The sequence below is a fragment of the Psychrobacter sp. 1U2 genome (assembly GCF_051847575.1).
The window spans coordinates 1-1,115 of sequence record NZ_JBPYDC010000414.1; the positions used below are offsets into that span (position 1 = coordinate 1).

Sequence of the window (1,115 nt, forward strand, 5' to 3'; positions counted from 1 at the left end):
GGCCACCATGCGTGATGTCTTTTCCGTGGTGCCGGATTTATTAAAAGAATCGGCTTACGGCATGGGTGCGACGACTTGGGAAGTTATGTTTAAGATTATCTTGCCCTATACCAAAGCGGGCGTCGTAGGCGGTGTCATTTTGGGATTGGGTCGTGCATTGGGTGAAACGATGGCCGTGACCTTCCTCATCGGCAACGCCTTTAATATCAGTCCAAGTCTATTTACTTCTGGGGTCACCATTACCTCTGCCCTTGCCAATGAATTCGCCGAAGCCTCTAGTGAGCTACATCTGGCGTCGTTATTACATTTAGGCTTAATTCTATTTGTCATCACTTTCATTGTGCTGTCTTTGGCTAAGCTCATGCTGATGCGCATGGATCATAAAGCAGGTAATCGATAGTAGCTGGATTTTTGATAGATTTTAATGGTTATTGGTACTGATAAGAATATGGGAAATGAGTGTTATGCCTACTAATGCTATGAATTCAGCGTTACCTGTTAAGACAAGCTTTGAAGATCGTTATAACAAGCGCCTTTATAACAAGCGGCGCTGGGCCAACAAGCTCGGTTTGGGTTTTGCCATGTCAGCGATGGTTTTTGGCTTGATTTGGCTGTTTTGGATATTGGTAACGCTTTTTGTAGAAGGCTTTCAAGGCATGGTGCAAATGCCTATCTTTACCGCCGACACTCCGCCGCCAATGAGCGCAGGTGGTTTACGTAACGCCATTGTCGGTTCCGTGATGTTGGCATTTTCGGGATTGTTTATCGGCGCGCCTATTGGCTTGATGACAGGGATTTATTTGTCTGAGTTCTCTCATGGCAGCATGCTTGGCAAGGTGACGCGCTTCTTAAACGATATTTTGCTCTCTGCACCTTCGATTGTCATTGGTCTCTTTATTTATGCGTTGATGGTAAAAGGCCAAAGCTTTTCTGGTTGGGCCGGCGCACTGGCATTGGCACTCATTGTCATTCCTGTTGTCGTGCGTACGACTGAGAACATGCTTAACTTAGTGCCCAACAGTATTCGTGAAGCGGCCTATGCACTGGGTACGCCTAAATGGAAAATGGTAACGCAAGTCACTATTAAAGCGGCTCGAGCAGGGCTGACCACTGGT

The 1,115-nt window shown here is 46.5% G+C and carries 2 protein-coding genes; both read left to right on the plus strand.

Features of this window, described 5'->3' with window-relative positions; genetic code table 11:
- Positions 1 to 400: ABC transporter permease subunit (locus ACS8FD_RS16240; protein WP_439276603.1), on the plus strand; the 400-nt coding region annotated here is incomplete at its 5' end.
- 64 nt (positions 401 to 464) lie between these two features.
- Positions 465 to 1,115 (plus strand): ABC transporter permease subunit (locus tag ACS8FD_RS16245; protein WP_439276604.1); only part of this gene is annotated, 651 nt, incomplete at its 3' end.